The sequence below is a fragment of the Desulfuromonas sp. TF genome (assembly GCF_000472285.1).
Classification (GTDB): Bacteria; Desulfobacterota; Desulfuromonadia; order Desulfuromonadales; family ATBO01; genus ATBO01.
In genome coordinates this window covers 136,556-145,512 of record NZ_KI421414.1, presented here as the reverse complement: position 1 = coordinate 145,512, position 8,957 = coordinate 136,556, and the positions used below count along the sequence as shown (strand labels likewise).

Genomic DNA, 8,957 nt, shown 5'->3' with positions numbered 1-8,957 from the left:
CGACAGCGACGGCGACGGCGTGACCGACGATCGCGACCAGTGTCCCGACACTCCCAAAGGCGTGAAGGTTGACGACAAGGGGTGCCCGCTCGACAGCGACGGCGACGGCGTGACCGACGATCGCGACCAGTGTCCCGACACTCCCAAAGGCGTGAAGGTTGACGACAAAGGCTGTCCCCTCGACAGCGATGGCGATGGAGTTGCCGACGATATCGACCAGTGCCCGAATACGCCGGCAGGGATCGTCGTCGATGATAAGGGCTGTGAACTGAAACTTACCCTGCATATCAACTTCGATTTTGACAAGGCAGTGATCAAGCCCGAATTCAGATCCGAACTGGAAAAGGCGGTAGCCTTCGTCCGTGAGAATGCCCAGGCCCCCTATATTCTTATCGCCGGACATACGGACAGCAAGGGAAAAGAAGAATATAACCAGCGGCTTTCAGAGCAGAGGGCCCAAGCCGTGCGTCAGGCGCTGATCGATAACTATGGGATGGACGCCAAAAAGCTCAAGGCCGTAGGCTACGGCGAATACCAGCCGGTCGCCGACAACTCCACCGAGGAGGGACGCGCTCAGAACCGCCGAGTGGAACTCATTTGCTGCGCGTTGCTCCCCCAGTAGGCGAGGTCGGCGGAATCCCCAGTCGCCAGCGTTAATCCGAACGGATCAGCCTCTCGCGGCGGTGGAAAAGATACATTCCGATGCTACACTGATGTCCATCCGATATTTTTCGGATGGACATCTTTTTTCCGGACGGACAGGAATACGGCCCATGGACAACGTACTCGCCGCCCGCGCCCTGATGGGCGTCTCCCTCGGCTTTCACATCATCTACGCCACCATCGGCATCGGGCTCCCCCTGATGCTGATGATCGCCGAGGGGATCGCCCTGCGCACGGGGAACGAGCTATATCACGAGATGGCCCGGCGCTGGATCCGCCCCGCCGGTCTGCTCTTCGCCATCGGCGCCGTCTCCGGCACCATCCTCTCCTTCGAGCTCGGCCTGCTCTGGCCGCACTTCATGGAGCTGAGCGGTCCTCTGATCGGGCTCCCCTTCTGGATGGAGGGATATGCCTTCTTCACCGAGGCGATCTTTCTCGCCCTTTACATCTACGGAGAGAAACGCCTCTCCAGGCGGGCTCTTTTCCTCTGCACCATTCCTCTTGCCGGAGCGGCGGCCCTCTCCGCCGTCTTCGTCATCAGCGCCAACGCCTGGATGAACACCCCCGCCGGCTTCCGTCTGGAGGACGGCGTCCTCACTGATCTGTCTCCCCTGAAAGCCCTGGCCAACCCGGCCTGGGCTCACCAGGCCGTGCACGGCACCATCGCCGCCTACGCGGCCACCGGATTTGCCATGGCGGGAATCTATGCCCTGGCTATGCTGCGCCGCGGCGCGACACCCTATTACCGCAAGGCCATGATCCTCGTGCTGGCGGTGGGAACCCTGAGCCTTCCCTTCATGCTGATCAGCGGCGACTGGGCGGCCAATTTCCTGGCGAAGCACCAGAAGGCGAAGCTGGCGGCGGCGGAGGCCCACTTCAACACCATGGCCGGGGCGCCGCTGATCATCGGCGGCTGGCCCGATCCGAAGACCGGAGAGGTTCATTTCGGCATCGAGATCCCCTACCTGCTGAGCCTGTTTGCCCATCGGGATCCCGATGCCGTTGTCACCGGTCTGAACGATTTCCCTCCGGACGAAAGGCCCGATCCGCGGCTGGTCCACCCCTTTTTCGACCTCATGGTCGGCTCCTTTTTCATCTTGGCCCTGGCCGCCGCCTGGTTCTGGTGGCGGTATTGGCGCCGCAGGGAGGTCGCCGGGAGCAAAGGGTTGCTGCGGCTGCTCGTATTTGCCTCTCCCTTCGGCCTGAGCGCACTGGAGAGCGGCTGGCTGGTCACAGAGTTCGGCCGCCAGCCATGGATCATCACCGGAGTGATGAAGGTGTCGGAAGGAGCGACGCCGAATCCCGGCATCGGAGTGATTTTCCTCACCTTCCTCATCATCTACATCCTGCTCACCGCAGGACTGCTGAAGATGCTGGTCAGGCCGAAGGGCTAGGGGCTGGGGGCTGGGGGCTGGGGGCTGATAACTGATAACTTACAGCTTAAAGCTTGCAGCTTACAGCTTGCAGCTTGCAGCTTGCAGCTAAAAGGTTTCTCGCATGGAACTTGAAAATCTCGCAGCCGCAGCCCTTCTCCTGGGCCTGATCATGTACGCCGCTTTCGGCGGCGCTGATTTCGGCGGCGGCATCTGGACGGCGCTCGCTTCCGGCCCCCGGAAAAAGGAGCAGCGCGAAAGGCTCTTCCACGCCATCGGACCGGTCTGGGAAACGAATCACGTCTGGCTCATTTACGTGATCGTGGTGCTGTTCATGGTCTTTCCCACCGCTTTTTCCGTCCTCTTCACCGCCCTGCTCATTCCCCTGATTGTCGCCCTCATCGGAATCAACTTCCGCGGCGCCGCCTTCGCCTTCCGCCATTTCGGACGCCAGACCGGCCGCGAGGTCCCACTCATCGCCCGGACCTTCGAGATCTCAAGCATCCTGACCCCCTTCGCCCTGGGCATGGCGGTTACGGCAACGGCGGGGGGCAACATCCAGTTTGACGATGGACGAATCGTCTCGGGGCTCTGGGACTGGATCTCCCCTTTCACCCTGGGCGGCGGCGTCATCGGGCTGGCGATCTGCGCCTATCTGACTCCCATCTATATGACGGTGCGCACAAAGGGGGAGCTGCGCGAGGATTTTCGCAAACGGGGTATGATCGCCGGGTTTGTGCTCGGGGGGCTGACAGCCCTTCAGGTCCCCGTCGCTATATTCGATGCCCCCCTCTTTGCCGCAAAGCTCCTTTTGACCCGGACCCTCGTCTGCGTCCTCTTCGCCGCCGCCTGCGGCACCGCTACCATGGTCTTTCTCTGGACCCGCCGTTTTACCGCCGCCCAGATCGCAGCCGGCGCGACGGTCGCTCTCACCCTGACCGGCTTCGCTTCAGCCCTCTATCCTGACCTGCTGCTGGACCGGATGTCCATTGCCGAAGCGGCAGCGCCCCGCGAAACCCTCATCGCCTTCTTCACCGTTCTCCCCTTCGGGGTGCTCATCCTCGTCCCTTCCCTCTTCTATCTCTACTGGACCTTCCGAGGCTCTCCCGACCCGGAGGCGCCGCCGGAGGATTTTAAGGTCTGATGGCGACGCCATCCTCATGATAGTCAGGATGAACAGGATAAAGACGAATCGAACCACCAGCCTTTAACCTTCAACTCTTTAACCATTATCCTGTCAATCTTGTCAATCCCTGTTAAAATAGCCTTTTACCTGGTCTGAACGTCTCAGGCCTCACGAAACCGGAGGAGGTGATGCATGGGTTTGGAAATCGGTGGTCTGTTCGGTCTGCTGGTGCTGGTTCTCGACGTATGGGCCGTCGTCAATGTGTTCCAGAGCACCGCCTCCACGGGCGCCAAGGTCGCATGGATCGTCCTGATCATCCTGCTGCCGGTCATCGGCCTCCTCATCTGGGTTTTTGCCGGTCCCCGAAGCACCCGTTGAAAATTTACAGGAGAACGTCATGAAAACATCCAGGATCATCCTTCTGATCGTCGCCGTCATCGCCGTTCTCGTGGCCGCGGCGGTTTTTTACCTCGTCAGGAATCTCGATTCTCTCGTCGCTTCGGCCATCGAAAGATACGGAACCGTGGCGGCCGGCACTTCGGTGCAGGTGCAGGACGTGGAGATCAGGATCAGGGAAGGGATGGGATCGGTCCGGGGCCTGACCGTGGCCAACCCGCCTGGGTTCACCGACAGAGACATCTTCAGCCTCGGCGAGATCGTTCTCGATCTCGATGCCGCTTCGCTGACATCTGAACTGCCGATTGTCGAGGAGATCAGAATCGGCGAACCGTCCCTTCTTTTCGAGGTGAACGAAACGGCGAAGACAAACCTTGACGTGCTCAAGCAGAACGTCGCACGGATCGGTGAACGCCGGAAGAAGGAGGGGGCTGAAGCCGAAAAGGATCAGCCGCGCCTGCTGGTCAGACGCCTGACCATCGAGGGGGGACAGGGGACTCTCGACCTCACCGCCGTCGGCGGCAGGGAAGTTCAGGCCAAACTGCCGCCCATTACCCTGACCGACATCGGCGGCGAACAGGGAGTCACCCCGACCGCCCTCGGCGAGGCCGTCCTTGCCGCCCTGATCAAAAACCTCGAACAGGCCGCCGTCCGCCAAGGGGTGGAAAAAGCCGTTCGAGACAGGCTCGGGGAGGAAGCGGGGCGTCTGGAGGAGAAACTCGATGAGAAAGTCGCTCCCGGCGCGGGGGAGGCTTTGAAAAAGATGCTCGGGAAGTGAACGGTTCGAAAATCCTTTTGAATTCTCAGCTGACACGTTGTAATCTACTTTTTTTATCTCCCCAACCTGATCCTGCTGGCGTTTGAGGCATCACCGGTGGGCCCGGGCCCCCGGAGGATAGATGAAGGATACCAAAAAACCCAATCCCACCCGCACCCGGCTTCGCGACCTGGCTCGGGCTCTCTCCCGGGGCCAGGAGCCTGACCTGGGCGTCCTTTCCGCCGAAGACATCCGGGAACTGGTTCACGAACTGGGCGTCTATCAGTTCGAGCTGGAGACCCAGAACGAGGAGCTGCGGGAAACGCGGCTGGAACTGGAAGAGGCCTGCGACCGCTACCGCGAACTGTACGATTTCGCCCCCGTCGGGCACTTCACCCTGGATCGCCAAGGGCTCATCCACGAGGCGAACCTCACCGGCGCCGCCCTGCTGCACACCGAACGCAACCGCCTGGTCGGCGAGTATCTCTCCCGCTGGCTCGATCGCGAGGACGCCGACGCCCTCTACCGTCACCTCGGCGAGGCGTGCCGCACGGCCGAGCCGTGCCGCCTGGAAGTCGCCCTGCAGCTTTCAGACAAGAGCCCCCTCTGGGTGCGTCTGGAGAGCGTCGCCGTAACCGATGCGCAAGGAAGGCAAATCTGCCGCACGACCGTTTCCGACATCAGCGCCGAAAAAGAGGCCGAACGCGACCGGACCGAACGGCAGCGTCTGTACGAGAATCTCTTCGCCAATAACCATGCCGTCATGCTGTTGATCGATCCCGCCTCCGGAAAAATCGTGGATGCCAATCCGGCCGCTGCCCAATTCTACGGCTACTCCCGCGAGGAGTTCCTGAGCCGCCCTATCTCCGACATCAATCTTTTGGAACCGGCCATAGTCCGCAATTTAATGAGGGACGTGACGAACCTTAAACGCCAGAGATTCGAATTTCGCCACCGGCTGGCCAGCGGAGAAGTCCGCGAGGTGGAAGTCTATTCCGGCCCCCTGACCCAGAACGGGCGAACCCTTCTCTTCTCGATCGTTCACGACATCACCGATCGCAAGAATGCCGAACAGGAACTGAAGCGGGCGCGCATCCAGGCCGAGGACGGCAGCCGTGCCAAGAGCGAGTTCCTGGCCAACATGAGCCACGAGATCCGCACTCCCATGACGGTGATCTTCGCCGCCCTGGAGCAGTTGGAGATGGCCGGGCTCCCCCCCGATCAGGGCCGCCTGCTGGGAATGGCCCAGACCGCGGCATCCAACCTGCTCACCCTGATCGACGATATCCTCGACATCTCCCGCATCGAGGCGCGAAAGGTGGAAATTCGCAGAGAACCCTTTCTTCTGAAGGAAACCCTTCACAAGACGGTGGAAATGTTCCGGCCTAAAGTGAGGGATAAAGACCTGCGCCTCGGCCTCGAGGTGGCGGAGGAGGTTCCCGAGCTGGTGCTGGGCGATCCAGATCGCCTCAGTCAAATCCTGATCAATCTGCTGGGAAACGCGGTCAAATTCACCGACAGGGGCGAAGTGAAGGTCACGGCCGACTGCTGTCCCGATCCGCATCATGTACGACTGAGAATCACCGATACGGGCATCGGCATGCCGGCGGATAAAATCGAGCACCTTTTCGACAGTTTCTCCCAGCTCGAAAGTTCGAGAACCAAAAAATACGGAGGCAGCGGTCTGGGGCTGGCGATCAGCAAGGGGCTGGTGGAGCTGATGGGGGGCGAGATCACGGCAGAAAGCGAGGAGGGACAGGGAAGCATCTTCTGCGTATACCTGCCCCTGGTCGAAATTGAAGCTCAGTCGATCTCCGCCGAGGAGAGCCCGGAAGAATCCTCAGCTCCGACGGAGGCCCGGATTCTGCTCGCCGAAGACGATGCCACAGTGCGCTTTCTCATCGAACAGTTGCTGCGCCGGCACCAGTGGGATGTCGTGACCGCCGAAGACGGCGAGCAGGCGCTCAAGTTATGGCAGGCGCAAAATTTCGACCTGGTGCTCATGGACGTTCAGATGCCGCACATGGACGGATTGGCCGCCACCCGGAAGATCCGTGAGCAGGAGGGAGAAGGACGCCATACGCCGATTGTCGCGCTCACCGCCTTTGCCCGTCAGGAGGACCGGCAGCGCTGTCTGGAAGCGGGGATGGACGCCTTCGCCTCCAAACCGGTCGACCGGAGCGACCTCTACCGGACGATCGAGAACCTGTTGCCGAAGCGAACTCCTCATCACCATTGATCGGCCATTCCTTTTGGTCTGTCTCAAAGGTCGAGAAAAATCCAGCAAATCCCCCCCTGACCTTTTTGCAAAATTTCCCCAGACCTTTCCCTGCAGAGACTGAACCGGGTTACGGAGCCGCGAACTCCCTGGCCAGCTCATTGTCGATGACGTAGATGCACATCTCCTTGGCCCCTTTCTGGGTATACCTGTACGTCTCGACGAGGTTGGCGATAAGGGTGGTGACGTCGTCGCGGATGCGCTTGTCGTAGGTCCGGAAGTCCTCGGTGTCGTAATCCTTGATGGCCCGCCGGAAGTTTTCGTTGTCCAGAAACGGGTCGAGGGCCTTCTCTTTCAGGTTGTAGACGTAGCGCTGATAGAGGGTCTGGTAAAGACCGGTCTCGGTCACCGGCTTCCCTTCGGAGACGATCTCCTGCGTCAGGGTCCGTGACGTGTATTCGTTCTGCGTCTCCTTGCGGAAGGCACGGCGGCGGAACGGATCCGCGGCGGCGCCCAGGAGTCGACCTTCGATGGATTCGAAGAATTCTTCGCTGATTTCCAGCTTCTGTCCGGTGAACCGATTTCTTTCCACCGCCCCGGGCTCAAAGTTGACGGCGAACATGTAATTCTGGATGTCCCTGGAAATCTGCTCCTCGTTGTAGTCGTACAGCGATTCCTTCACTTCCTGGAGAATGGAGTAATTGTACATTCGAACCAGCGAGTCGAGGAAACCCGCGGGAATCAGCTCGCTCAGGTCTGGACGGATCTTGGTGAAGAACTTGCGCAGGACAGACATGTCGATGAGCCTGTCCTTGCGCGCGAACATGGAGTGGAATTCGTTGAAGATCTTGATCGATTCGCGGCCGGAGAACCCCGCCTCTCCTTCGTGTTCCGATTCGGCGATGATCCGCCTGCGGCGCTTGGCGTTAAGGCGCTTGCGGTCCTCCTCGGTGAGCCATTTGGGAATGTAGCCGGTATAGATCTCCATTTTGAGCAGGTGGAGGTTGGGATCGCAGAACAGACGGTATTTTTCGGCATCCCCGATCCACTCCTTCATCGCGGCCGATTCGGTTTTGAGGCGCGAGGCGATGATGACACGGGCGAAATTGTGCAGCACCCGGGGCAGGAAGCTCTCGTCGATGTGACGGCCGAAGATGTTGCGGTAGATCTCCACCTCTGTGGCGATATCGAGCACGTAGGGGATCTTGATCGATTCGATTCGGTCGGAGAAGGAGGGGAAATCCTGGATATTCTGCTTGTCTTCCGGATTCATCAGAGCCAGGAAGAGAGAGCTGACGTTCTCCTCGATGTCCTCCACCTTGTGCACCCCTTCGCTGATGATGTTGTGCAGTTCCATCAGCCGCTCCACATTGTGGGATTTGACGTCCATGAGGGCGTAGATGCCGTTGTTGGTCTTGGCGAAGCGGGAGAAGATATAACGAACCTGATTGCTGTCCTGAAGCAGGGCATTGATGCGATTCTGCAGGATGTCATTGGTGAGGACGGTCTGCTTGAGCGGCTTGTCGCCGGGATTGTAGACGCTGATCCCTTCCCCGAGCCGGCGATTGAACTGCAGGGGGCGGGCATGGATCATGTGAAGCACCTCGATGGGGTCCTTGAGCTTTCCGATAAGGGCCTGGTACAGCGAGCTGCAGATCGTGCAGGGGTGATTGCGAAAGATCCAGTCATATTCCTTGTCGCCGAGGATTTCGAGAACCCGCCGTTCGTCTTTGAACAGATCATTGAAGAACATCCGGCGGCTGGCCTTGGGAACCATCAGGATGGGATGGTCATGGCTTGGGCAGGGAATCTCGATGTATTCATCCCCGGTCTGCTGGGAGTTTTTCGCCGCGATGACGTCGCTCTGCCGCAGCTCGTACTCATCGAGCAGATTCTCAAGCTTGTCCAGAAAGACGTTCGTCTCCCCCTTCCTGAAGCTTCCCAGGACCCTGCGGTCGAGCCGCCATACGGTTTCGTAGGTGGAGCCTTCGGCGGTGTTGGCGTATCTTTCGAAACGCATCAGCAGATTGTTCAGGAAAGTGCTCTTGCCGCAGCCGTGCGGCCCCTCGAAGATGTAGATCTTGTTCTGCTGCGTCCCCCGCTTGAGGGCCTCGACCAGGTTGATCAGGCGGTTGGCGAAAAGGCGGTCGGCAAAGAAGGGGTTATCGGTGTCCTCCACGAAAAGGCGGCTGCAGTCGTAGAGAGCGTAATGGATCGATTCAGGATCATCCGGGTATTCGTCCACCCCTTCGCTGATATGGCTCTTGATCATATCGTGGAAGAGCTGAAAGATGTTGCGAAGGGCCGCCTGCGGGCGGTCGGTGAGAACCTGCAGGAATTCATGGAAGGGAATCGGATCCTTCCGCCCGCCCTCCCCCACGCTTTGTGCAATTCGTTCGAGTGCCGTCTCGACTGTACTCATAT

7 protein-coding genes are annotated in these 8,957 nt (G+C 59.7%); 6 read left to right on the top strand and 1 reads right to left on the bottom strand.

From position 1 onward, the window contains the following. The 6 genes from DTF_RS0105780 to DTF_RS25220 all read left to right on the top strand — a co-directional run. A partial coding sequence (locus DTF_RS0105780) for an OmpA family protein (RefSeq protein ID WP_027714560.1) occupies positions 1 to 622 on the top strand: 622 nt, incomplete at its 5' end. 151 nt (positions 623 to 773) lie between these two features. Further along, the gene (locus DTF_RS22095; protein WP_051360967.1) at positions 774 to 2,057 is read left to right on the top strand and encodes a cytochrome ubiquinol oxidase subunit I; all 1,284 of its coding nucleotides are present in this window, start codon (positions 774 to 776) and stop codon (positions 2,055 to 2,057) included. A gap of 103 nt (positions 2,058 to 2,160) precedes the next feature. Continuing rightward, complete coding sequence (locus tag DTF_RS0105770; protein ID WP_027714559.1) at positions 2,161 to 3,180, top strand: cytochrome d ubiquinol oxidase subunit II; 1,020 nt, start codon at positions 2,161 to 2,163, stop codon at positions 3,178 to 3,180. 174 nt (positions 3,181 to 3,354) lie between these two features. After that, the gene (locus DTF_RS0105765; protein ID WP_027714558.1) at positions 3,355 to 3,540 is read left to right on the top strand and encodes a PLDc N-terminal domain-containing protein; all 186 of its coding nucleotides are present in this window, start codon (positions 3,355 to 3,357) and stop codon (positions 3,538 to 3,540) included. Positions 3,541 to 3,559: 19 nt separating this feature from the next. Further along, a complete protein-coding gene (locus DTF_RS0105760; RefSeq protein WP_027714557.1) occupies positions 3,560 to 4,336 on the top strand; it encodes a hypothetical protein in 777 nt (258 codons plus the stop codon). Positions 4,337 to 4,457: 121 nt separating this feature from the next. Then, entirely contained in the window at positions 4,458 to 6,554 is a 2,097-nt protein-coding gene (locus DTF_RS25220; RefSeq protein ID WP_051360966.1) for a PAS domain-containing hybrid sensor histidine kinase/response regulator, read from the top strand. Positions 6,555 to 6,663: 109 nt separating this feature from the next. Here the strand turns inward: DTF_RS25220 and DTF_RS0105750 are convergent, their stop codons facing one another. Beyond that, positions 6,664 to 8,955, bottom strand: coding sequence for a serine protein kinase PrkA (locus DTF_RS0105750; protein ID WP_027714556.1), 2,292 nt, complete (start codon positions 8,953 to 8,955; stop codon positions 6,664 to 6,666). Between the last annotated feature and the right edge of the window lie 2 nt (positions 8,956 to 8,957).

Coding starts and splice junctions, on each gene's coding strand:
- DTF_RS22095 (WP_051360967.1), top strand. CDS start 774: ATGGACAACGTACTCGCCGCCCGCGCCCTGATGGGCGTCTCCCTCGGC.
- DTF_RS0105770 (WP_027714559.1), top strand. CDS start 2,161: ATGGAACTTGAAAATCTCGCAGCCGCAGCCCTTCTCCTGGGCCTGATC.
- DTF_RS0105765 (WP_027714558.1), top strand. CDS start 3,355: ATGGGTTTGGAAATCGGTGGTCTGTTCGGTCTGCTGGTGCTGGTTCTC.
- DTF_RS0105760 (WP_027714557.1), top strand. CDS start 3,560: ATGAAAACATCCAGGATCATCCTTCTGATCGTCGCCGTCATCGCCGTT.
- DTF_RS25220 (WP_051360966.1), top strand. CDS start 4,458: ATGAAGGATACCAAAAAACCCAATCCCACCCGCACCCGGCTTCGCGAC.
- DTF_RS0105750 (WP_027714556.1), bottom strand. CDS start 8,955: ATGAGTACAGTCGAGACGGCACTCGAACGAATTGCACAAAGCGTGGGG.